The following is a 24,361-nucleotide window of genomic DNA, read 5'->3' as shown; positions in this document are numbered from 1 at the left end:
TGGATCGTCGCAGCCGTCCCGTTGAGGCAGGTTCATGGAAATCGGGCTGATCAGCCTCGCAGACCTCACTTCCGACCCGCGTTCGGACCACGCGGTGGCACCCGACGAGCGGATCCGCCGGATCGTCCGTCTCGGGCAGCTCGCCGAGCAGGCCGGTCTCGACGTGTTCGCGGTCGGGGAGCACCACCATCCCAACTACGCGGTGCCGTCGCCGGCCGTGGTGTTGGCCGCCGTCGCGCAGGCCACCGAGCGCATCCGCCTCACCAGCGCCACCACGCTGATCGGCGTGCTCGACCCGGTGCGGGTCTACGAAGACTTCGCCACGCTCGACGCGGTGTCCGGCGGGCGCGCCGAGATCACCGTCGGGCGGGGTGCGTTCCCGGAGCCGTTCGACCTGTTCGGATACTCCATGGACGACTACGACGCCGTGTTCACCGAGCACCTCGACCTGCTCCTGCAGATCACCCGGCAGTCCTCGGTCACCTGGCGGGGCGAGCACCGGCCGCCGCTGCTCGGCTCCTGGGTCGGCCCGCGCGCGGTGCAGCAGCCGCTGCCGGTCGGGATCGGCGTCGGCGGCAACCGCGGCAGCCTGATCCGGGCCGGCAAGCTCGGGCTGCCGGTGACCGCGGCGGTCACCCCGGGATCCACGGCCCGCCTGGCCGAGAACCTCGCGGCGTACCGGGAGGCAGCGGCCTCGCACGGTCACGATCCGGCCGCGTTGCGGGTGGCGACTACCGGCCAGGCGTACGTCGTTGCGGAGTCCGCCCAGGCGGCGGGCTTCTATCCGTACCTCGCAGAATACCTCGACCTGCACTCCCGCGGGCGGATCGTGCTCGACCGGGAAGGCTTCGAACGGCACGCCGCCGGCGCCGAGGCGCTGCTGGCCGGCGACCCCGCACAGGTCGCCGCCAAGATCGTGGAACAACACCGGGTGCTGGGCCAGGACCGGGTGCTGCTGCAGGTCGACTCGGGTGGCCTGCCCTTCGCCGACGTCGCGCGTACGGTCGAACTGCTCGGAAGCGACGTCGTGCCGGCCGTCCGCGCCGCCCTGGCCACGACCGGCACGACGACGGGAGCCCCGCGATGACCACCACCGACCCCACCGAGGCCATCGTCCTGCGGCTGCGCGCCGCCGGCTGCGTGTTCGCCGAGGATGAGGCGCGGCTGCTCGTCGACGCCGCGCGTACGCCCGACGACCTTGACGTGATGACCCAGCGCCGGGTGGACGGCGAACCGCTGGAGGTCATCCTCGGCTGGGCCGAGTTCTGCGGCCTGCGCATCGCCGTCGACCCCGGTGTGTTCGTCCCCCGCCGGCGCACCGCCTACCTGGTCGAGGAGGCGGTCGCCGTCACCGCCGAGGGCGCGGTCGTCGTCGACCTGTGCTGCGGCACGGGTGCGATCGGCGCGGCCGTCGCGTCCCGGGTTCCCGGCATCCGGCTGTACGCCGCCGACATCGAGCCCACCGCCGTGCGGTGCGCGCGCCGCAACGTCGAGCCGATCAGCGGCCGGGTCTACGAGGGCGACCTCTTCGACGCGCTCCCGGCCGAACTGCGCGGCGCCGTCGGCGTCCTGATCGTCAACGCCCCCTACGTGCCCACCGACGAGATCGCGATGATGCCGCCGGAGGCCCGCGACTACGAGCCGCTGGTGGCACTGGACGGCGGCTTCGACGGCGTCGAGGTGCACCGCCGCGTCGCCGAGCACGCCGGGCAATGGCTCGCACCCGGCGGGCACCTGCTCATCGAGACCGGCGAGAGCCAGGCCGCACTGACGGCCGCGGCGATGTCGGCCCACGGGCTGGTGGCGCACACCTCGACGTCCGACGAGTGGTACTGCACGGTCGCGATCGGCCGCCGCCCGAACGACTGTCAACCCGAGGGATAGGGCGCGAAGCTCCCCGCCGATACGTTCCTGGCTAGACGGTCAGGCATCGGTATTGGAGGCGCACCGTGCCACATCCCGAACACTACGTTCGCCAGATCCTCGGCAAGCTGAACGAGGATCCCGGCAACACGGCGCTCATCTCGCGTGGTGAGCCCGTGCGGTCCGGAGACCTCGCCGCCGCGGTGGAAACGGCGGCGTCTGCGATGCACGGGCGTGGCATCGGGCCGGGCAGCCTTGTCGCGGTGCTGACCGATCCCAACACCGCGGCGACGCTGCTGCTGCGCTGGGCGGCCAACCTGCTCGGCGCCACGGTCATCCACATCCGCGGGGTCAACGCCGTGAACCCCGACGAGGAGCTGCCGCTCGCCGTGCAGCGCGACATACTCGCCTCGACCCGGCCGGCCATGCTGGTGGTGGATCCGGCCAATGTGGAGCGCGCCCGACAGCTGTGCGGGCCGCTCGCCAAGGCGCCCCTGGTGGCGGTGCTCGGCGCCGCCGAAGGCCTGATCGACCTCACCACGGCCCCCGCCCTCGACCCGGCCGCGGTACGCGACGGCGACGTCGCCATGGTCACGTTCACCAGCGGCTCGACCGGCCGGCCGAAGGGTGTGAGCTGGAGCTTCCGGGTCAAGAACGAGATGGCGCAGGCCCAGGCGGCGCACGGTCAGAAGGTCACCCTGCTGATCACCGCGCCGCTGACGCACTCCGGCGGATCGTCGGCCGACGACACCGTGGTCACCGGCGGGCTCGTCGTGCTGCACCACGGGTTCGAGCCGGCGGCGGTGCTGCGGGCCATCGGCGAGCACCGGATCAGCCGGCTGGTGCTGGGTTCCCCGCAGGTGTACGCTTTGGCGGGGCACCCGGACATCGACCGTACCGACCTGTCGACCTTGCGGGAGGTGTTCTACACCGGCAGCCCCGCCTCCCCGGAACGTCTCGCCGAGGCCGCCAAGATCTTCGGCCCGGTCCTGTTCCAGGTCTACGGCACCAGCGAGACCGGGCTCATCAGCCTCCTGCTGCCGCACGACCACCTGGACGCCGGGCTGCGCCGCACCGTCGGCCGCCCGCCGGGCCCGGTGACCGTCGCCATCTGCGACCCGGTGAGCGGTGAGCCGCTGCCCGCCGGTCAGGCCGGTGAGGTGTGCGTGACCGGCCGCTGGCGTATGGAACGCTACTGGAACGAGCCGGAGCTGACCGCCGCCACGATCCGCGACGGGTTCGTGCGTACCGGCGATGTCGGGCACTTCGACGAGGACGGATACCTGCACCTGCACGGGCGCCTCGCCGACGTCATGAAGGTCAACGGCATCAAGGTCTACCCGGACGCCGTCGAGCGGGCACTGATGGACCACTCCGCGGTGGCGCAGGCCGCCGTCTTCGGTGTGGAGGACGCCAACCGGGTGGAACGCATGGTCGCGGTCGTCGCGCTGCGCCCCGGTGAGCACGCCGAAGTCGCCGAGCTGGCCGAACACGTCGCCCTGGTGCTGTCGCCGAGCCACGTGCCCGCCGAGTTCGAGATGCGCGACAGCCTGCCGGTGACCGGGCCCGGCAAGCCCGACCGGGCGTTGCTGCGCACGGGCGTGGTCACGGCGATCACCCTGCGCTTACGGACGGAGCAGGAGCAGCGCGAGCAACTGCGGGCGGCGCTGTCCACCGTGGAGCCTTGCCTGCTCGGCGTGCCGGCCCAGGACTCGCCCGTCCTCGTCGAGCTGCCCGGCGTGGTGGGGGAGCGGATCGTCGCGTACGCCGAGGGCGCGGGACTGGCGGTCCGGGACGTCGTGCACGCCGCGTACGCCGTGGTGCTGTCCTGGCTCACCCGGGCGGACACCGTCGCGTTCGGCGGCTACGACCCGCGCGACGGCATCCTGGTGGAGGTCGCCGGCGGGGTCACCTTCGCCGAGCTCGCCGGTTCGGTGCGGCCGGTGCCGCGGATCCGGGACCTCGCCACTGTGAACCCGCTGTTCGACACCGCGGTGACCGTCCCGCCGGAGGAGACCGGCGCGCCCCCGCCCCCGCCGGCCGCCGGGATCGCCCTGGCCCTGGACGCCCGGCCCGCCGGCGACGGCCTGCGGCTCGCGGCGTGGCACCAGCCGGGCGCCGACGCCGGGACCGCCCTCGGTATGCTCGCCGCCGTCCTCGAAGCGGCCGGAGCCGATCCGCGGGCACCGGTCGGCCGCCTGCCGATGCTGGCCGAACCGCAGCGACGGCAGATCCTCGACGGCTGGGGCCGCGGCGATCCGGGTCCCGAACGCCACGTGCTGGCCGAGTTGCTCGACCGTCCGATACGCGAGACGCCCGAGGCCACCGCCCTGGTCACCGCGACCGGGACAATCAGCTACGGCACCCTCTCGGATCGCGCTAACCGGCTGGCCGGAATCCTGCGCGCCCGTGGTGCCGCCCCCGGGTCGCTGATCGCCCTGGCCCTGCCCCGCTCGGCGGAGCTGATCACTGCGGTGCTCGCGGTGGCCCGGACCGGGGCCGCCTTCGTCACCATCGATCCCTCGTACCCGGCGGAGCGGATCGCCTTCATGCTTGCCGACTCCCGTCCGCTGCTCGTGTGCACCACCGACGCGGCCTCGGCCGCCCTGCCCGGGGACACACCCGCGCTGCTGCTCGGCGCGGACCTCGGATCCGAACCGGACGGTGTGCCGGCTGCGGTGGCGGTGACGCCCGGGCTCGGCGACATCGCGTACGTCGTCTACACCTCCGGCACCACCGGCCGGCCCAAGGGCGTGGCCGTCACCCACTCGGGCCTGACCGCGCTGAGCCGGGCCATGGTCGCCGGGATGGACCTGCGGCCGGCGAGCCGACTGCTGCAGTTCGCCTCGCCCAGCTTCGACGCATTCATCGCCGAGCTGCTCGGGGCGTTCGAGGCCGGCTGCGCGCTGGTCGTCAGCGAGGAGACCCTGGCCGGGGAGTCCCTCGCGGCGATGATCACCGCGCACGATGTGGACCGGGTGCTGCTGCCCCCGGTGGCGGCCGGTTCGATCACCCCCGAGCAGGTGCCCGGTGTCCGGTGCATCATGACGGCGGGGGAGGCCCTTCCGGCCGAGCTCGCGGCGCTCTGGGCACCGGGGCGGCACCTGGTCAACGCGTACGGCCCGACCGAGGTCACCGTGTGCGCCACCAGCAGCGATCCGCTCTCCGGTGAGGACCGGCCGCCGATCGGGCGGCCGATCGCGGGCACCACGGCGTACGTCCTCGGACCCGGCCTGCAGCCGGTTCCGCCCGGCGTCGTCGGGGAGCTGTACGTCGCCGGGGACGGGGTGGCCCTCGGCTACCTCGGCCGCCCGGCCCTGACCGCGACCCGCTTCGTGGCGGACCCGTTCGGCGCGGACGGCTCCCGCATGTACCGCACGGGAGACCTCGTCTCGTGGACGGCGGACGGCACGCTGATGTTCCACGGCCGCGGCGACGACCAGGTCAAGTTGTACGGCCACCGGATCGAGCTGGGTGAGATCGAGGCGGTGCTGGCCACCCATCCGGCGGTCGGCCGGGCGGTCGCCTCGGTCCGCGCGATCACGCCGGACCGGGCCCAAATTGTCGCCCACGTCATCCCGGCCGGGTGCACCGCACCGACCGGAGCCGAGCTGCGCGAGCACGCCGCCGCCCAGCTGCCCGCCTTCATGGTGCCGGCCGCGGTCGTGCTCACCGGCGAGTTCCCGGTCACGCCGGCCGGGAAGCTGGACCGCGCCGCCCTGCCGGAGCCCACCGCCGAACCGGCCGCGCCGGATGCCGGTCTCACCGACGCCGAACGTGCGTTCCGGGCCATCTTCATGGACCTGCTCACCGTGCCCGACGCCGAGCCCGGCAGCAACTTCTTCCAGCTCGGCGGCGACAGCATGCTCGCCATCACGCTCATCCAGCGCGCCCGCGACGCGGGATACGCCGTCTCGCCCCGCGAAATCATCGCCGACCCGACGGTCGCCGGCCTGGCCGCGGCCGCCACCACCGTCGCCCGCCCGTCCGCGCCGCCGGCCCAGGAGAACCCCTCATGATGACCACGCATCCGGTGGTGTCACCGGACGACCTCGCCGACATCGACCTCGCCGACCCGCGCCTGCACGCCGAGAAGGACCTCAGCGAGGTCTGGCGGCACCTGCGCGGCGAGCCCGGGTTCTATTTCCAGCCCGAGCGCGGCAGCCAGCCCGGCTTCTGGGCGGTCACCCGGTGGGAGGACGCCAACGCTGTCTACCGCGACAAGGAGCACTTCACGGTCGAGCGCGGCAACGCCCTCAACACGTTGCTGGCCGGGGGTGACCCCGCGGCCGGGACGATGCTCGCGGTGACCGACGGGATCACCCACACCCGCATCCGCAATCTGCTGATGGGGGCGTTCTCGCCGCGGATGCTGGACTCCATCCGTACGCGGGTGCGGCAGACCGTCGAGGAGCTGATCGTCGCCGCCATCGAGAAGGACGATTGCGACTTCGTCCGGGACGTCTCCGGCAACGTCCCGCTCGGCGCCATCTGCGACCTGCTCGGCGTGCCCCGCTCCGACCGGCAGTACCTGCTGGACCGTACCTCGCAGGCCTGGAGCTCCGACGAGGCGGACGCCAAGCCGGAGGACAGCTGGGCGGCCAAGAGCGAGATCCTGCTGTACTTCTCCGACCTGGCCAAGTCGCGTATCGGCAGCGACGAGAACGACGTGGTGACGCTGCTCGCGAACTGCCACATCGACGGCGAGCCGCTCAGCGACGCCGAGGTGATGACCAACTGCTACGGCCTGATGATCGGCGGCGACGAGACCGGGCGGCACGCCATCACCGGCGGCCTGCTCGCGCTGATGGAGCACCCGGACCAGTGGCAGGCGCTCAAGGAAAGCGCCGTCGACCCCGCGGTCGCCGGCGAGGAACTGCTGCGCTGGACCGTGCCGTCGCTGCACGGCGGCCGTACGGTCACGTCCGACGTCGAGGTCAACGGTCAGATGATGCGGGCCGGCGACGTCGTCAGCGTCTGGATCGACTCGGCCAACTACGACGAGCAGGTCTTCGGCGACCCGGACCGGTTCCGGCTCGACCGCTCGCCGAACAAGCACCTCACCTTCGCCGTCGGCACCCACTACTGCCTCGGGCACTACCTGGCGCGCATCGAGATCGAGGCGATGCTCGACACGCTGCGCCGCCGGGTCTCGCACGCCGTGCAGACCGGCCCGGAGAGCTGGATCTACTCCAGCATCCTGCACGGGATGAGCTCGCTGCCGGTGCGGCTGCACCCCGAGAGCACGCCACTGTCCTAGTAGGAGGAATTACATGCCGCACGCGTTCGACGACGAGGGCGCCAGCTTCCTCGCCCTCGCCAACCAGATGGGGCAGTACTCGTTGTGGCCCGCGTTCGCCGTTCCGCCGCCCGGCTGGGCGGTCGTCAACGGCCCGTCCTCGCGGACCGACTGCCTCGCGTACGTCGAACACCAATGGACCGATCTGCGCCCGGAAGGATCAGGTATACCTCGATGAGCAGCTCGCTCAGGGGATCGCTCCCCATCGTTCCCCAGGACAGCACCGACCCGCGTGAGTTGTACGCCACCTCGCTGGCCCGGGCGGCGGCCCTGCCGGCCGTCATCGACGAGGTGCTGCGCGAGATGGAGGACGTCGCCCGCGAGGAGCACATTCCGGTCGTCGGGCGTCTCGAGGGCATGACGCTCCAGACGCTGGCGTCGCTGCCGGGCCCGTCGGTCCGCCGGATCCTCGACATCGGCACGGCCATCGGCTATTCGGCGATCTGGCTGGCCCGTGCGCTGGCGCCGGGCGGGCGGGTCACCAGCATCGAGATCGACCCGGTACGCGCGGCACGCGCCTCCGCCTTCATCGAGCGCGCCGGGTACGCCGACCGGGTGGACGTGCTGGTCGGCGACGCCTTCGACATCGTTCCGGGCCGCGGCGAGTTCGACGTCATCTTCCAGGACGTCATGAAGCACCGCTACTTCGGCGACGACCCGTCGAAGGCCGCCGCGCTGCTCAAGCTCTCGAAGTCGCACCTGGGCCCGCAGGGCGTCCTGATGATCGACAACGCGTTCTGCGGCAACCACGTACTCGACGGGACCGCCACGGACTCGATCGAGGCCCGCGGGGTGCAGACGATGAACGAGCTGCTTTCCCAGGACACCGATTTCGTCAGCGTCATCCTGCCGGTGAGGGACGGGCTGTGGGTCGCCCGCCGCGCGTAACCACGGCGCCGGTGGACGAGCTGGAGGCCGAGGAGCTCGTACGCTTCGTCCTCGCCCCGGGGACGGCCGGCGACCCGTTCGCGTACTACCGGCGGCTGCGGGACATCGCGCCGGTGCATCGCAGCGAGAAGCTGGACATGACGCTGCTCTCGCGGCACGCCGACTGCGTCCGGGTGCTCACCGACGCGCGTGCGTTCCCGGTGGTCGATCTGGCCTGGATCCGGGCGAAGCAGCCGCACCGGGCACCGACGTCGTCGCAGGAACAGTTCATGTCGTCGCTGTTCTTCCAGAACCCGCCGGCGCACACCCGGCTGCGGCGGCTGCTGGCGCGGGGGTTCAGCGCGCGGCAGCTGCTGGCCCTGCGGGAACCGGCCCGCGAGGAGGTCGCGCGGGTGCTGGACCGGCTCGCCGAGGCCGGTGGCGGGGGACGGGCCGCCGACTTCCAGGAGCTGGTGGCGGTGCCGCTGGCCCTGCGGGTGCTCGGCCGCCTGCTCGGGGTGCCGGTCGAGGACCAGGCCCGCACCTGGGACCTGCTCCGGGAGGCCATTCCGCCGCCGCCACCACCGGGCAGCGACCCGGCGGTGATCGCGGAGACGATGCGCCGGGCCGAGGTCGCGTCCACCGAGCTGGTCGGCTACTTCGCGGAGCTGGCCGCCGCCCGGCGCAAGGACCCGCGGGGCGATCTGATCAGCGCCTGTACGACGGACCACGCCGACGATCCGGACGGGCTCACCGACCGGGAGCTGGGGCTCACCATGCTGCCCATCTTCGGATCCGGCATCACCACCCTCAGCGACACGCTCGGCAACGCGGCGCACGCCTTCGCCACCAACCCGCGGCAACTGGCCCGGGTGGCCCGCGATCCGGCCGCTGCCACCGCGGCGGCGGCCGAGGTACTGCGGTTCGGTGGCACGTACCACATCGCCCGCCGGTACGCGTCGCAGGCCGTGCGGTTCGACGATGTCGAGGTGCCCGAGGGTTCCGTCGTGGTGATGCTGCTCGGCTCGGCGAACCGGGACGCCACCCGCTACGCCGACGGCGACGGCTTCGACGTGGACCGCCCCGAGGTGGCCACGCTCGCGCTCGGGGCCGGCATCCACCACTGCCTGGGCGCGGCGCTGGCCCGGCTCGTGGTGGAGGAGTTCTGCGCCGGCCTGCACCGGCTTCCGGCCCTGCGACTGGCCGGCGACCCGGAGTGGCGGCCGTCCCTGCTCTTCTTCGGCCCGATGGCGCTGCCGGTGTCCACCTCGCTACCAGCCTGAGGGATGCCGCCGCCGCGGCGCGATATCTAGCGTCGGTCCCGAGGCGCACCGCCGCGCCGGCGGGGACCCTTGCAGCTCTGGAGGACGAACGTGGCTATGCCGGAAAACGACCTCGTCAAGGCGCTCCGGGAATCGGTGAAGGAAACCGCGCGACTGCGGCAGCGCAACAGCGAACTGGTCGCCGCGGCCAACGAACCGATTGCCATCGTCTCGATGGGATGTCGTTTCGCCGGCGGCATCACGGGCCCGGAGGATTTCTGGTCCGTGGTGTCGCAGGGGACCGACGTCTACACCCCGTTCCCGGACGACCGGGGCTGGGACCTCGAGGGCCTGTACGACCCCGACCCGGACACTCCCGGTACGACGTACGTCAAGCAGGGCGCCTTCCTGCACGACGCGGCCCAGTTCGACGCGCGGTTCTTCGGCATCTCCCCGCAGGAGGCGCTGGCGATGGATCCGCAGCAGCGGCAACTGCTCGAGGTGTGCTGGGAGACGATCGAACGCGCCGGGATCGACCCGCGCAGCCTGCGAGGCTCGGACACCGGCGTGTTCGCGGGCGTCGTCCACCAGGACTACGCACCCGACCTCGCCGGGGCGGAACACTACCTCAGCCTCGAACGCGCGCTCGGCAGCGCGGGCGGCGTCGCCTCTGGCCGGATCGCGTACTGTCTGGGGCTGGAGGGCCCGGCCGTCACGGTGGACACCATGTGCTCGTCGTCGCTGGTGGCGATCCACCTGGCGAGCCAGGCGCTGCGGCGGGGCGAATGCGCGATGGCCCTCGCCGGTGGTGCCACGGTGATGGCGACCCCCGGCGGGTTCGTCGGCTTCGCCCGGCAGCGGGGGCTTGCGTTCGACGGGCGCTGCAAGTCGTTCGCGGCCGGTGCCGACGGCAGCAGCTGGGCCGAGGGCGCCGGGGTGGTGCTGCTCGAGCGGCTCAGCGACGCCCGGCGCAACGGCCACCAGGTGCTCGCCGTGATCCGTGGCTCGGCGGCCAACCAGGACGGCGCCTCCAACGGCCTGACCGCGCCCAACGGTCCCGCGCAGCAGCGGGTGATCCGCCGGGCGTTGCGAGCGGCCGGCCTGACCCCGGGCGACATCGACGCGGTCGAGGCACACGGCACCGGTACGTCGCTGGGCGACCCGATCGAGGCGCAGGCCCTGTTCGCGACGTACGGCCAGGACCGTGACCCGCGGCGGCCGCTGCTGCTCGGCTCGGTCAAGTCCATCATCGGCCACACCCAGGCGGCGTCCGGCGTGGCCGGGATCATCAAGACCGTGCTCGCGCTGCGGCACGGCCACCTGCCCGCCACCCGGTACGTCGATGCGCCCACCCCGCAGGTCGACTGGTCGCCCGGCACCGTCGAACTGTTGCTCGAAGGGCGTGACTGGCCGGCCTGCGAGCGGCCCCGGCGGTCCGGCGTCTCGTCGTTCGGCGCCAGCGGCACCAACGTCCACATGATTTTGGAGGAGGCGCCGGCCGCACCCGAGGCGGAGGCGCCGGCGGACCCGGACGGCGTACTGCCGTTCGTGCTTTCCGCCCAGTCGCCCACCGCCCTGACCGAACAGGCCCGCCGCCTCGCCGCGGTAGTGGACGACGTGCCGTTCGGCCGCCTCGCCGCCACCCTGGCCACCGGCCGCGCCCGCCTGAGCCGCCGGGCCGTGGTCGTCGCCCGCGACGCCGATGAGCTGCGGGACGGCCTGGAGCTGCTGGCGGCCGGGCGTACCGGGGGCGGCGCCGTGGCCGGGACCGGCCCGGCCGGTGACCCGGGGCAGGTCGTCTTCGTCTTCCCGGGCCAGGGCACCCAGTGGGTGGGCATGGGCCGGGACCTGCTGGACAGCTCGCCGGTCTTCGCCGCCCGGATCGCCGAGTGCCAGGAGGCGTTCGACCCGTGGCTGGACTGGTCGGTCGCCGACGTCCTGCGCGGCGAGGGCCCGGACCTCGGCCTGGTCGACGTCGTTCAGCCGGCCTGCTTCGCGGTGATGCTCGGACTGGCCGCGGTGTGGACCGCCGCCGGTGTCACGCCGGACGCGGTGATCGGCCACTCCCAGGGCGAGATCGCGGCGGCCTGCGTGGCCGGGGCGCTGACCCTGGCGGACGCCGCCCGCGTCGTCATCCTGCGCAGCCTGGCGGTCGCCGGCAAGCTGCCGCGCGGCGGTGGCATGGCCTCGGTCGAGCTGCCCGCCGACGAGGCCGCCGCGCTGATCGAGCCGTGGGGTCCGCGGCTGGAGATCGCGGCGCTCAACGGGCCGGCCGCCGTCGTCGTCGCCGGGGAGGCGGCCGCCCTCGACGAGCTCGCCGCCGAGGTGGCCGGGCGTGAGTTCCGGTTCAAGCGGATCGCCGTCGACTACGCCTCGCACAGCCACTACGTCGAGGCGATCGAACCGGCCCTGCGCAACGACCTTGCCGGCCTCGACCCGTCCGCGCCGCGGATTCCGTTCTACTCCACCACCGAGGTCCGCTGGCTGACCGACGACGACCGCCTCGACGCCGGGTACTGGTACCGCAACCTGCGCGGGACCGTCCGCTTCGAGCCCGCCGTCCGCGACCTCATCGCCGGCGACCACCGCGTGTTCATCGAGCTCGGCGCCCACCCGACGCTGCTGGCCGCGATCACCGCGACGGCCGACGCCGTGGCGGCCGACGTCATCGCCTCCGGCTCGATCCGCCGCGACGACGGCGGACGGGACCGGCTGCTGCGGTCGATGGCCGAGCTGTTCGTCCGCGGGGTGCCGATCGCCTGGGAATCCCTGACCCCGGGCCGTACGCCGGAACCGGTCCCGCTGCCGACGTACCCGTTCGACCACCAGCGCTACTGGATCACCATGCCGGGGACGCGGACCAGCCCCGAGGCGCTGGGCCAGAAGTCCAGCGACCACCCGCTGCTCGGTGCCGTGGTCGACCTCCCGCAGACCGACGGCCTGGTGCTCACCTCCCGCCTGTCGCTGACCACGCACCCCTGGCTGGCCGGCCACCGCATCCAGGACATCGTGCTCGTGCCCGGCACCGTCTACGTCGACCTCGCCGTACGCGCCGGGGACGAGCTCGGTTGCGGCACCCTCGACGAGCTCGTCATCGAGGCACCCCTGCCCCTGCCCCCGAGCGGCAGCGTCCGCATCCAGGTCGCCGTCGGCGGCACGGACGCCACCGGCCGCCGCCCGATCGAGGTCTTCAGCAGCGGCGAGCACGCGACCGGCTGGACCCGGCACGCCACCGGTCTGCTCTCCGCGGCCCCGGCGCCCGGCGGCACCTTCGACTTCACCTCGTGGCCGCCGGCCGGCGCGCGACGGGAGGACATCGACGGTTTCTACCCCGCCCTGGTCGCCCGTGGCTACGACTACGGCCCCGCGTTCGCCGGCCTCACTGCGGTCTGGCGGCGCGGCGACGAGATCTTCGCCGAGGCCGCCCTGCCGGCCGGGCACGGCGAGGACGCCGGCCGGTTCGGCATCCACCCCGCCCTGCTCGACGCCGCGCTGCATGCCAACGCGTTCCACCGCCGCGACGACGAGCGCAACGTCCTGCCGTTCGCGTGGAACGGGCTGCAGCTGCACGCCACCGGGGCGCGGTCGCTGCGCGTACGCGTCGCCCCGTACGGCCCCGACGCGCTGTCCTTCGAGGCCGCCGACGAGCACGGCGCCCCGGTCCTGAGCATGGAATCCCTGGTGTCCCTGCCGGTCGCCGACCTCACCGCCGCTCCGGTGCCGGACTCGCTGTGGCAGCTGGACTGGGCGACCCTGCCGCCGGCGACCACGACCGGGCCGGGCCGCTGGGCGGAGGTCACCGGCACCGGCGACGTCGCCCGGATCGCGCTGGCCGGGGAACTCGGCGACGAGATGCCGGAGACCGTCGTTCTCGACCTCACCGCAGGCGGTCCGGACACCGAGCCGCTGCCCCTGCTGCGCCGGGTGCTCGCCGTCGTCCAGGCCTGGCTGTCCGAGCCCGTCCCGGACGAGGTGCCGCTGGTCGTCGTTACCAGCGGCGCGGTCGGCCCCACCGGCCCGGTCACCGACCCGCCGGCCGCTGCGGTGTGGGGTCTGCTCCGGGCCGCGCAGGCCGAGAACCCCGGCCGGTTCGTGCTCACCGACGTCGAGCCGGGCGCCGACCGGTACCGGGCCGTCGTGCTCGCGCTGGCCGCCGGTGAACCCCAGTCGGCCGTACGCGCGGACACCGTCCACGTCCCCCGGCTGGTCCCGGCACGCCTCGTCGAGCGGGAGACGCCGGAGACCGCGCTGGCCGACGGCACCGTGCTGATCACCGGCGGGACCGGCGTGCTCGGCCGGCTGCTGGCCCGCCACCTGGTCGAGCGGCACGGCGTACGCCACCTCGTGCTCGCCAGCCGTCGCGGCCCGGCCGCCGAGGGCGTGCCCGAGCTGGTCGAGGAGCTGGACGGGCGGGGAGCCGCCGTCCGCGTGGTGGCCTGCGACCTGACCGACCGCGCCGCCGTGGCCGCCCTGCTCGACGGCATCCCCGCCGGGCACCCGCTCACCGGGCTGGTGCACGCGGCCGGGGTGCTCGACGACAGCACGATCGCGGGCCTCGACCCGCGCCGCCTCGACGCCGTCTTCCAGCCCAAGGCCGGGGTGCTGCGCACGCTCGACGAGCTGACCCGGACCCGGCCGCCGGGTGTCTTCGCCGCCTTCTCGTCCGCCGCCAGCGTTCTCGGCTCGGCCGGCCAGGGCAACTACGCGGCCGCCAACGCCTGTGCGGACGCCCTGATGGCGGCCCGCCGGGCGGCCGGACTGCCCGCCGTGTCGCTGGCCTGGGGCCTGTGGGAGCCCGAGACGTCGATGACGGGGACCCTCAGCGAGGTCGACCGGACCCGGATGAGCCGCGGTGGGGTCCGCCCGCTGCCCGCCGCCGACGCCCTGCGCATCTTCGACGCCGCCATCGGGGCCGGCAACGACGTGCTGATCCCGATCCGCCTCGACCTCGGCGCGCTGCGCGCTGACGCGGCCGCCTCGGGGTCGGTGCCGCCGATGTACCGCGGGCTCGTACGTCCGCCGCGCCGGGCCGTTCAGGCCGCTGCGGCCGGTGCGGGCGGGGACCTGGGCCGCCGCCTCGCCGGCCTGTCCCAGCCGGAGCGCACCGAGCTGCTGCTGGGCCTGGTCCGGGAGGAGGTCGCCACCGTCCTCGGCCTCGGGCAGCCCGACCCCACCCTCGACACGCACCGCTTCGGCGACATCGGTTTCGACTCGCTGACCGGGGTCGAGCTGCGCAACCGCCTCTCCGCGGTCACCGCCGTCAAGCTGCCCGCCACCCTGGTCTTCGACTACCCGACCCCGGAGGTGCTCGCCCGCTACCTGCTGGAACGCCTGGGGGACGACCTCTCCGCGGCTCCCGAACCGGCACATGCCACGACCACCGCGACCGGCGACGACCCGGTGGTCATCGTCGGCATGGCGTGCCGCCTGCCCGGGGGTGTCGCCGGGCCCGACGACCTCTGGCGGATGGTCGCCGAGGGCCGGGACGGCATGTCGGAGTTCCCGCAGGACCGGGGCTGGGACCTCGGCGCCCTGTTCGACCCCGACCCGGACCACGCGGGCACGTCGTACGCCCGGCGCGGCGGTTTCCTGCACGACGCCGCGCAGTTCGACGCCGCCCTGTTCGGGATCTCGCCGCGCGAGGCGCTGGCGATGGATCCGCAGCAGCGGCTGTTGCTGGAGAGCACCTGGGAGGTGCTGGAGTCGTCCGGCATCGATCCCTCGTCGCTGCGCGGCGAACGCGTCGGCGTCTACACCGGCATGTCCATCCACGACTACCTGGGCTCGCTGACCGACGTACCGGCCGAGCTTGAGGGTTACACCACGACCGCTACGGCGGGCAGCGTCGCGTCGGGCCGGGTGTCGTACGCGTTCGGCCTCGAGGGCCCCGCGATGACGGTCGACACCGCCTGCTCGTCGTCGCTGGTGGCGATCCACCTGGCGGCCCAGGCGCTGCTCGGCGGCGAATGCCGGCTGGCGCTCGCCGGGGGCGTGGCGGTGATGGGCTCCCCGGTCGGGGTCATGGGCTTCTCCCGGGCGCGGGGCCTGGCCGCCGACGGCCGCTGCAAGCCGTTCTCGGCCGATGCGGACGGCACGGTGCTGTCCGAGGGTGTCGGCGTGGTGCTGCTCGAACGGCTGTCGGACGCGCGGCGCGAGGGTCACCAGGTGCTCGCCGTCGTCCGCGGCTCGGCGATCAACCAGGACGGCGCCTCGAACGGGCTCACCGCCCCGAACGGCCCGGCCCAGCAGCGCGTGATCCGGGCCGCCCTCGCCGTCGCCGGGGTTGCCGCCGACGAGATCGACGTGCTGGAGGCGCACGGCACCGGCACTACACTCGGTGACCCCATCGAGGCGCAGGCGATCGTCGCGACGTACGGCAACGGCCGGTCGCCCGGGAACCCGCTGCGGCTGGGTTCGGTAAAGTCGAACCTGGGCCACACCCAGGCCGCCGCCGGTGTGGTCTCGGTCATCAAGATGGTGCAGGCGATGCGGCACGAGATGCTGCCGCCGACCCTGTACGCTGCCGAGGCCACCCCGCACGTCGACTGGTCCGACGGCACGGTGGCCCTGCTGAACGACAGCCGCCCGTGGCCCGCCGGGGAGCGGCCCCGCCGGGCCGGCGTCTCCTCGTTCGGCATCAGCGGCACCAACGCCCACCTGATCCTCGAACAGGCGCCTCCGGCCGCCCCCGAGGTCGCCGAGCCCCCGGCCGGGGTCCTGCCGTTCGTCCTGTCCGCGAACAGCCCGGCCGCCCTGGCCGGACAGGCCCGTCGCCTGCACGCCGCGGTCGCCGCCGGTGCGCCGCCGGCCGCCACCGCGCGGACCCTGCTCGAGGCCCGGGCCCTGCTCGGCCACCGGGCCGTCGTCGCGGCGGCCGGTACCGACGGGTTGCTGGCCGGCCTCGACGCGCTCGCCGCGGGGGAGACCGCACCGGGTGTCGCCGCCGGGGAGCTCACCCCGGCTGCGGCCGGGTCGGTGGTGTTCGTGTTCCCCGGTCAGGGATCCCAGCGTCCGGGCATGGGCCGCGAGCTGTACGACGCCTTCCCCGCGTACGCCGGGGCCTTCGACGACGTCTGCGCCCGCCTCGACGCCCACATGACCGGCGGTGTCCCGCTGCGTGACGTCGTGTTCTCCGAGCCGGGCAGCCCCGAGGCGGCGCTGCTCGACGAGACCGCGTACACCCAGCCGGCCCTGTTCGCCACCGAGGTGGCACTGTTCCGGCTGACCGAGTCGTGGGGTGTGCGCCCGGCCCAGCTCGTCGGCCACTCGATCGGCGAGATCAGCGCGGCGTACGTCGCCGGAATGCTCTCGCTCGACGACGCGGCCCTCGTGGTGGCGAGCCGGGGCCGGCTCATGCAGAACCTGCCCACCGGCGGGGCGATGGTCGCGGTCGCGGCGACCGAGGACGAGGTACGCCCGCTGCTCGGCGCCGGTGCCGACCTCGCCGCGGTCAACCACCCGTCGTCCGTCGTGCTGTCGGGCACTGCGGAGGCGGTCGAGGCCGCCGCCGGGCGGCTGCGCGCCGAGGGCCGCAAGGTCACCGCGCTGCGCGTCTCGCACGCCTTCCACTCGGCGCTGATGGACCCGATGCTCGACGACTTCCGGGCGGCCCTCGCCGGTGTCACCTGGCAGCCCGCCCGCATCCCGGTCGTCAACCTGCAGGACGGCGACCCGGCCGGCACCGGCTACTGGGTCGAGCAGGTACGCCGCACCGTACGGTTCGCCGACGGCACCCGGACCGCGCTCGACCGTGGGGGGCGCCTGTTCGTCGAGATGGGACCCGGGGCCGGGCTGTCCGCGGCGACGGCCCACACCGGCGCCGCCGCGGAGGTCGCCGCGGTCTTCACGCCGACCCTGCGCGACGGCCGGGACGAGGTGCGCAACGTCGTCGCGGCGATGGGCGAGCTGTTCGTACGCGGCGTGCCCGTCGACCTGTCGGCACTGCTGCCCACCGGTGGCGCCCGGACCGACCTGCCGACTTACGCGTTCGACCACAAGCACTACTGGCTGCGTACCTCCGGGTCCCGCGCGAGTGCGGCCGGGCTCGGACTCACCCCGGTCGACCACCCGCTGCTGTCGGCCGTCGCCCCGCTGCCGGACGCCGCCGGCCTGATCGGAACCGCTCGGCTGACGGCGGCGTCCTGCCGGTGGCTGCCGGACGGTGGCACGCTGCCGCCCGCGGCCTTCGTCGAGCTGGCGCTGCGGGCCGGTGACGAGGCCGGCTGCACCACGCTCGACACCCTGACCGTCGACGCGCCGCTGGTTCTCGGGCCGTCCGACGCCGTACGCCTGGAAGTGGTCGTGGGAGCGCCGGACGAGACCGGCCGGCGGAACCTGACCATCCACAGTGCACCCAACGGGTTCGGAACCTGGGTGCGGCACGCCACCGCGGTGCTGTCGGCCGCCACACCGGCCGTGCCCGGACCCGACAACGGCCCCTGGCCCCCGGCCGCAGTCGAACCCACCGACCCCGGCGCCGACCACGCCGAGCTGGTGGCGGTGTGGCGGCACGGCGACGAGACGCTGACCGAGGCGGCTCTCGACGACGACACCGAGGCGGACGGCTTCCATCTCGACCCGCGCCTGCTCGACGCGGTGACGGCCGGGACCGGGTTCGCGGGCCGCTGGGAGGCCGTCGCCCTGCACGCGACCGGCACCCGCGTCCTGCGGGCCCGGCTGGCCCCCGCGGGCGACGACACCTGGACGCTGCGGGCCACGGACGGGACCGGTGCCCCGGTGCTGACCGCGACCCTGCGCACCACCGCTCCGGCGGCCGCCCCGGTGGCCGCCATGGACGCCATGTTCGAGGTGCGCTGGCAGGAGATCACGCTGCCGGATCCGGCGCCCGCGCCCGTCCGCACCACCCCGATCACCGGCCCGGCCGACGTTCCCACCGAGGACGCTGTGTTCGCGGCCATGCCGGGGGACGGCCTGCTGGCCGACGTTCTCGCCGTGCTCCAGGCCTGGTTGCGCGACGCTCCGGCCGAGGCGCGCCTGGTGGTCCTGACCCGCGATGCGATCACCGATCCGCACGCGGGGGCGGTGTGGGGTCTCGTCCGGGCCGCCCAGGCCGAGAACCCGGGGCGGATCGTGCTGCTCGACGCCGGGACCGGTGCGGATACCGAGGCCGCCGTCACGCTCGCCTTGACTCTCGGCGAACCCCAGATCGCCGTACGCGGGAACGCGGTCCTCGTACCCCGGCTGGCCCCGGTCGGCCGGCTGGACCACCGCCCGGCACCCCTCGACGCCACCGGCACGGTCCTGGTCACCGGCGGCACCGGATCCCTCGGCGCCATGGTGGCCCGCCACCTGGCGTCCACCCGGGGCGTCCGCCACCTGCTGCTCGTCAGCCGTACCGGTCCGGAGGCCCCCGGTGCCGAGCCGCTCGTCGCCGAGCTGTCCGCACTCGGCGCGACGGTGACCGTGGCCGCCTGCGATGTCGCCGACCGGTCCGCCGTGGCCGCACTGCTGGCCGGCATCCCGGACGAGCACCCGCTGACCGCCGTCGTGCACACCGCGGGCATCCTCGACGACGGCCTGCTCGACGCGATGACGCCGGAACGGCTCGCCGCCGTCCTCGCACCCAAGGCCACGGCGGCGCGGCACCTGCACGAACTGACCCGGGACGGCGGCCTGGCCGCGTTCGTCGCGTTCTCCTCGGCGGCCGGGTTGCTCGGGTCGGCCGGACAGGCCAACTACGCGGCCGCCAACGCCTACCTCGACACCCTGATGACCGCCCGCCACGCCGCCGGCCTGCCCGGCGTCTCGCTGTCCTGGGGCCTGTGGGAGCAGGACGGCGGTATCACCGGGCACCTCGGCGCCGCCGACCGCGCGCGGATGGGCCGGGGCGGCGTGCTCGCCCTGGAACCCGCCGAGGCCCTGGCCCTGTTCGACGCGGCCCTCGACAGCGACCGCGCTCACCTCGTACCGATGAAGCTCGACCTCGCCGCCGCGCGGGCCGACGCCGCCGCCGGGGGACCGGTGCAGCCGCTGCTCGGCTCGCTGGTGCGGGTACGCCGCCGGGCGTCGGCCACGGCGGCCGGCGCCGACCTGGCCGGGTCGCTCGCCGGTCGCGCCCCCGCCGAGCAGGAGTCCGTGCTGCTCGCCCTGGTGCGCTCCCGCGTCGCGCTGATCATGGGTTACGGATCCGCCGAGGAGATCGGCCCCGACCTGCCGTTCCAGTCGGCCGGCCTCGACTCGCTGACCGCCGTCGAGCTGCGCAACCGGCTCGGCGCGAGCACCGGGATCACGCTGCCGGCGACCCTCGTCTTCGACTACCCGACGCCCCGGGAGCTCGCCCGCTACCTGCGGGACCTGCTCACCGGCGGCGACCAGCCACTCGCGGTGGCGCCCGTGCTGCCGGCCGGTCCGCGGGACGACATCGCCGTCGTCGGGGTGGGCTGTCGGCTGCCGGGTGGCATCGACGGGCCGGACGATTTCTGGGACCTGCTGGCCGGCGGCCGGCACGCGCAGTCGCCGTTCCCGGCCGATCGGGGCTGGGACCTCGGGCGGATCCCGGTCCGGGCCGGTGGCTTCCTGCACGACGCCGGGGGCTTCGACGCCGGGTTCTTCGGCATCTCCCCGCGCGAGGCGGTGGCGATGGACCCGCAGCAGCGCATCCTGCTCGAAGTCGTCTGGGAGGCGTTGGAGAACGCCGGGATCGACCCGCTCGCCCTGCGCGGCACCGACGTCGGCGTCTTCGTGGGCGTCATGGGCCAGGGCTACGGGATGTTCGGCGGCGACGCCGAGTCCGACGGCCTGCGCGGTACCGGCGGCGCCGTCTCGGTGGTCTCCGGTCGGGTGTCCTATGTGTACGGCTTTACCGGTCCCGCCGTATCGGTGGACACCGCCTGCTCGTCGTCGCTGGTCGCCATGCACCTGGCCCGGCAGGCGCTGCGCGACGCGGAATGCTCGCTGGCGGTCGTCGGCGGCGTCACCGTGATGACCACGCCGGGCTCGTTCGTCGAGTTCGCCCAGAACGGCGGGCTCGCCACCGACGGGCGCTGCAAGGCGTTCGCGGCGTCGGCCGACGGCACCGGCAACGCCGAGGGGGTCGCGGTCGTGCTGCTGGAACGCCTGGCCGACGCGCGTACCAACGGGCACACCGTGCGGGCCCTGGTCCGCGGATCAGCGGTCAGCCAGGACGGCGCCTCCAACGGGCTCACCGCCCCCAACGGCCCGGCCCAGCAGCGGGTCATCCGCCGGGCGCTCGCGGTGGCCGGGCTTGCACCCACCGAGGTCGACGCCGTCGAGGCGCACGGCACCGGCACCCGCCTCGGGGACCCGATCGAGGCCCAGGCGCTGCTCGCGACGTACGGCGACCGGGACAGCGCCGACCCGCTGTGGCTCGGCTCGGTCAAGTCCAACGTCGGGCACACCCAGGCCACCGCCGGCGTGACCAGCGTGATCAAGATGGTGCTGGCGCTGGAGAACGAGAAGCTGCCGGCGACCCTGCACGTGGACACCCCTACCCCGGAGGTCGACTGGTCGGCCGGGACGGTCCGGCTGCTCACCGAGGCGCGGCCGTGGCCGGTACGCCCGGACCACACCCGCCGCGCCGGGGTGTCGGCCTTCGGCCTCAGCGGCACCAACGTGCACCTCATCCTCGAGGAACCGCCCGCCGTCGCCGAGGCCGCCCCGGAACCGCACGACGAGGTCCTGCCGTTCGTGCTCTCGGCCCGCGACGAGAACCGGCTGGCGGAGCTGGCCGCGCGCCTCGCGGGGACCGTCGGGCGGACGGAGACCCCGCTGCGGGACCTGGCGGCCGCCCTCACCCACGGCCGCAGCCACCATCGCGTACGGGCGACGGTTCTCGCCTCCGGCCCCGGCGAGCTGGTCGCGAGCCTGGGTGATCTGGCCGCCGGCCGCCCCGGCGACGATGTCGTGAGCGGAACGGTCCGGCCCGGAACCGACGTGGTCTTCGTCTTCCCCGGCCAGGGCGCCCAGTGGACCGGCATGGGAAGCGAGCTCCTGGCCACCTCGCCCGACTTCCGCGCCTGGGTGCGCCGCTGCGACGACATCCTCGCCGGGTACGGCCTCGACTGGACGGTCGAGCGGGCCATCGGCGACGACGGGGACCTGTCCCGGGTCGAGGTCGTGCAGCCCGCGACGTTCGTCATGATGACCGGCCTCGCCCAGATCTGGGCCGCGGCCGGGGTGGTGCCGGACGTCGTACTCGGATCCTCGCAGGGGGAGATCGCCGCCGCCTGCGTGGCCGGTCTGCTGTCGCTGGAGGACGCCCTGCACATCGTGGTGCTCCGCTCGCGGCTCGCGGCCGGCCTGCCCGCCGGCGGTGGCACGCTCGTGCTGGGCGCCGGACGTGAGCGCGCCGAGGAGCTGATCGCCGGCTGCGGCGGCCGGGTCGAGATCGGCGCGGTGAACGGGCCGTCGGCCGTGGTGCTCACCGGCGAGCGCGGCGGCATCGACGCCATCGCCGCCACGGCCGCCGACCAGGGCATCTGGCACCGACGCCTGGCCGCCGACTACGCCTCGCACTCGTTCCTCGTCGAGGAGCTGCGCGAGCCGATGCTGCGCGCGCTCGACGGGGTCGGAGAGCGTCCCGCGCAGGGCCTCGTACCCCGTTGCCGTTTCCTGTCCACGGTGGACGTGCGCTGGATCGGGGAAGACGAACGGCTCGACGCCGAGTACTGGTTCCGCAACCTCCGCCGGCCGGTGCTGCTCGACCCCGCCATCCGTGCGGCCGCGACCGACGCGCGGGCCATCGTCGAGATTTCCACCCATCCCGGGCTCGCCACCTCGCTGCTGGATGTCATGGCCGACACCGGGCGGCCCACGGCGGTGCTCAGCACCCTGCGCCGCGGCGAGGGCGGCCGGAAGCGCCTGCTGGCCGCGATGGCCGCTGCGTTCGCCGCCGGGCTGCCGGTCGACTGGACGACCGCGGTGCCGGTCGGCGGCGGCTCGTGGCGGCGACTCTGCGGGACGCTGCCCACCTATCCGTTCGAGCACCGCCACTACTGGCTCAACGGCCAGACCAACGCCGGGCGTACGGGCGGCTCCGGCCACCCGCTGGTGGTCGCGGCGGCCGGTCTGCCCGACGGCGCTCTCGTCGTGGCCCGCCTGGAGCAGGCCTGGATCGCCGAGGCGGATCCGTCGGCCGTCCTGGTCGAACTCGCGATTCGCGCCGGAGACGAGGTGGACTGCCCGGTCCTGGAACACCTGGAACTGACCGGCTCGCTGCCCACCGGCCCTGACGTCGAGCTGCGTGTGCGGGTGGGCGCCGAGGACCCGGTGGGCCGCCGGCCACTGGTCGTCGAGTCGGTGGCGGGTGCGGTGCTCGCCGAAGGGCTTCTTGGCCCGGTTGCCGAACACCGGCCGCGGGCAGACGAGACCCGGCCGTACGCCGAGGTCGTGCTGCCCCGCGCCGAGCAGGATGCGGCCGAGCACTATGGGCTGCACCCGCTGCTGCTGAGCGCCGCCGCCGGGATGACGGCGGCCCGGTGGGAGGGGGTGACCCTGCATGCTTCGGGGGCCTCGGCGCTGCGCGTACGCGTGACACCGGTGGACGGCGGCGTCGCGCTGGACGCCGTCGACGAGGCGGGCCTGCCGGTCCTCGCCGTGGCCCGGGTCGTGGCCGCGCCCGCTCGCACCGGCGCGCCGGGCGGGGACCTGACCCTGCGGTGGTTCGATCTTCCGCTCGCACACGCGGCCACGCCGTTGGCCGTGACTGTCCTCGACGACCCTGATAGGTTGCCGGACCTGGGCGGAGCCGATGCGGCGGTGTTCGACGTCCCGGCCGAGACGCCGGCGGAGGCGTGCGCCACGGTGCTCGGCCTGGCCCAGTTGTGGCTCGACGAACCGGACCTCGAGGGCCATCGCCTGATCGTCCGCACCCGCCGGGCGGTCGCCGTGGAAGCGGCCGACACGGTGGAACCTGCCGCCGCCGCGGTGTGGGACATGGTCGCCGCCGTTCAGGCCGCCTATCCGGGCCGTTTCCTGCTGGTCGACACCGACACCGACACCGACACCGATGCCGTCGGGTTCGATGTGAACGCCGAGCAGGTGGCTCTCCGGGGCGGCCGCGTCCTGCGCCCACGACTGACTCCGATCGGCGCCGAACCGACTGTGACCAGTTCGGACGGCACGGTCCTGGTGATCGGCGATCCCGCTGTCGCCCTCGACCTGGCCGCGGAGGACGACCGGCGCCGGATCGTCCTCGCGTGGCCGGAGGCGAGCGGGGACGCCCCGGATCTCCCCGGCGTGACGGTCGTGGCCGGCGACGTGTCTGATCCCGCCGCCGTGAGAGGACTGCTGGACGCACTGCACCCGCTCACCGCCGTAGTGCACGCGGTATCCGGAGGGGAGGCGACCCCCCTCGCGGAACTGGACGCCGACCAGCTCACCGCCGAGCTCGACGCCCGGGCGGCAACCCTCGAACCGCTGGTGGAACTGACCGCCGGACTCCCGCTCACCGCCTTCCTGGTCGTCATCTCGACCGCCGGACTGACCGGCCCCGCCGACCGGGTAGCCACCGCCGCCGCCGATGGAGCAGCTCGCGCCCTGGCGGCCCGGCACCCCGTCGGCCGCGTGGTCGTCCTCGCTCCGAAAAACGCAGCCGCCGCTGCGGCCGCAACCCTCGCTCCGGCGTCCACCACCGTCTCCGCCGCGCTGGAATCGGGTGAACTGCTTCGGGCGCCGGGGCGGCCCGATGCCTGGGCCGCCGTGGAACCTGGTCGTCCGGTGCCGTTCCTGCTGCGTGGTCTGGTGCGTCCGCGCCGGCGGCGAGCGGTTGCGGCGACCGAGGTTGGGCCGGATCGGGCCGGTTGGGCGCAACGGCTGGCCGGGGCGACCGGCGAGCAGCGGGAACAGATCGTGCTCGGCCTGATCCGGGACCAGCTCGTCGAGGTGCTGCGGCTGGAACCGGGCCGGCCGCTGGACACCCGCAGCGGCTTCTTCGAGCTCGGCCTGGACTCACTGATGGCCATGGACCTGTCCCGCCGGCTCAGCGACCGGGCCGGCATCGCGCTGACCCCGTCGGGGATCTTCAGCCACCCGACGCTGTCCGGGCTCACCAAGCACGTCCTGGAAACCCTCGACGCCGCGTGACCGGTGC

At 74.3% G+C, this 24,361-nt stretch carries 8 protein-coding genes; all 8 read left to right on the top strand.

Annotated features, from left to right (window positions below; genetic code table 11):
• Positions 1-34 precede the first annotated feature (34 nt).
• The 8 genes from EDC02_RS11985 (at position 35) to EDC02_RS11945 (ending at position 24,354) form a co-directional block, all read left to right on the top strand.
• Positions 35-1,087, top strand: coding sequence for an LLM class flavin-dependent oxidoreductase (locus tag EDC02_RS11985; protein ID WP_123602010.1), 1,053 nt, complete (start codon positions 35-37; stop codon positions 1,085-1,087).
• The gene (locus EDC02_RS11980) at positions 1,084-1,884 is read left to right on the top strand and encodes a putative protein N(5)-glutamine methyltransferase (RefSeq protein ID WP_123602009.1); all 801 of its coding nucleotides are present in this window, start codon (positions 1,084-1,086) and stop codon (positions 1,882-1,884) included. The genes EDC02_RS11985 and EDC02_RS11980 overlap by 4 nt, the downstream gene beginning before the upstream one ends.
• 65 nt (positions 1,885-1,949) lie before the next feature.
• Positions 1,950-5,882 carry an amino acid adenylation domain-containing protein gene (locus tag EDC02_RS40820; RefSeq protein WP_199757598.1) on the top strand — a complete coding sequence of 1,311 codons (3,933 nt, stop codon included), beginning with the start codon at positions 1,950-1,952 and terminating at the stop codon, positions 5,880-5,882.
• Positions 5,879-7,123 carry a cytochrome P450 gene (locus tag EDC02_RS11965; RefSeq protein ID WP_123602008.1) on the top strand — a complete coding sequence of 415 codons (1,245 nt, stop codon included), beginning with the start codon at positions 5,879-5,881 and terminating at the stop codon, positions 7,121-7,123. Before EDC02_RS40820 ends, EDC02_RS11965 begins: the two co-directional genes overlap by 4 nt.
• A 13-nt stretch (positions 7,124-7,136) precedes the next feature.
• Positions 7,137-7,340, top strand: coding sequence for an MbtH family protein (locus tag EDC02_RS11960; RefSeq protein WP_123602007.1), 204 nt, complete (start codon positions 7,137-7,139; stop codon positions 7,338-7,340).
• A complete protein-coding gene (locus EDC02_RS11955) occupies positions 7,337-8,050 on the top strand; it encodes an O-methyltransferase (RefSeq protein ID WP_158632164.1) in 714 nt (237 codons plus the stop codon). Before EDC02_RS11960 ends, EDC02_RS11955 begins: the two co-directional genes overlap by 4 nt.
• Positions 8,051-8,061: 11 nt before the next feature.
• Complete coding sequence (locus tag EDC02_RS11950; RefSeq protein WP_148083434.1) at positions 8,062-9,312, top strand: cytochrome P450; 1,251 nt, start codon at positions 8,062-8,064, stop codon at positions 9,310-9,312.
• Between the two features lie 90 nt (positions 9,313-9,402).
• Positions 9,403-24,354: a type I polyketide synthase gene (locus EDC02_RS11945; protein ID WP_148083433.1), complete on the top strand. Its 14,952-nt coding sequence runs from the start codon at positions 9,403-9,405 to the stop codon at positions 24,352-24,354.
• Positions 24,355-24,361 lie beyond the last annotated feature (7 nt).

This window comes from Micromonospora sp. Llam0 (genome assembly GCF_003751085.1).
GTDB lineage: Bacteria > Actinomycetota > Actinomycetes > Mycobacteriales > Micromonosporaceae > Micromonospora_E.
This window is presented reverse-complemented; position numbering and strand designations above follow the sequence as displayed.

Bases quoted from the DNA above. Each gene is read 5' to 3' on its own strand.
- EDC02_RS11980 (WP_123602009.1), top strand. From the start codon at position 1,084: ATGACCACCACCGACCCCACCGAGGCCATCGTCCTGCGGCTGCGCGCC.
- EDC02_RS11960 (WP_123602007.1), top strand. From the start codon at position 7,137: ATGCCGCACGCGTTCGACGACGAGGGCGCCAGCTTCCTCGCCCTCGCC.
- EDC02_RS11955 (WP_158632164.1), top strand. From the start codon at position 7,337: ATGAGCAGCTCGCTCAGGGGATCGCTCCCCATCGTTCCCCAGGACAGC.
- EDC02_RS11985 (WP_123602010.1), top strand. From the start codon at position 35: ATGGAAATCGGGCTGATCAGCCTCGCAGACCTCACTTCCGACCCGCGT.
- EDC02_RS11965 (WP_123602008.1), top strand. From the start codon at position 5,879: ATGATGACCACGCATCCGGTGGTGTCACCGGACGACCTCGCCGACATC.